General features: G+C 35.7%; 1 protein-coding gene. It reads left to right on the forward strand.

Annotated elements, in window-relative coordinates; genetic code table 11:
- The coding region (locus P1T08_18920) for a hypothetical protein (GenBank protein ID MDF1598142.1) at window positions 1–580 on the forward strand (580 nt) is incomplete at both ends.

Consider the following 580-nt stretch of genomic DNA (forward strand, 5'->3'; position numbering starts at 1 on the left):
TTGATATATAGGGTAGATTCTATAAGTTTAGGGACTAGCTCTAAAGGTGAAATATCTATAGAGTTCTCGGAAGATGTTTATAGAGCTTCACAAGCTGTTTTAGTTCTTCCTGACTACACCAAGTGGGTTAATCCTATAGCAGAACCTGTAGAAGCTTTGGGACAATTAGTTAATACTCTACCTTATTACGCTATTGCTAAAATTCAAGGTGATAGTTATGCTAGAAGTCTTACTTATGAGAGTGAGGTAGGTATTTATGGAGTTATTGCTGCTCCTAGTAGGGATACTCTTAATGCACAAGCTTATTATAAATCAGGGAATTCTTGGATTACTTTAGAGGGAAAAGCAGCTTCTAAGGTATTTTCTTGTACTCTTTCAGCTGATATTAATCAGACTTCTACAGTTATACCTATAGAAAATATTATAGATACTGTACTTATAGGGATTGGTGATTTTATAGAAGTAGGTCAGGAATATATGGGCTTAGAAGCTATAACTTCTACGACTATGACAGTTAAACGCGGTGTTATGTCTAGCTATCCTAGAGTACATAGTGCTGGTGCTAGAGTTTATGGGTCTA

The sequence above is a fragment of the Acidimicrobiia bacterium genome (genome assembly GCA_029210695.1).
Classification (GTDB): Bacteria; Actinomycetota; Acidimicrobiia; order Spongiisociales; family JAHEDJ01; genus JAHEDJ01.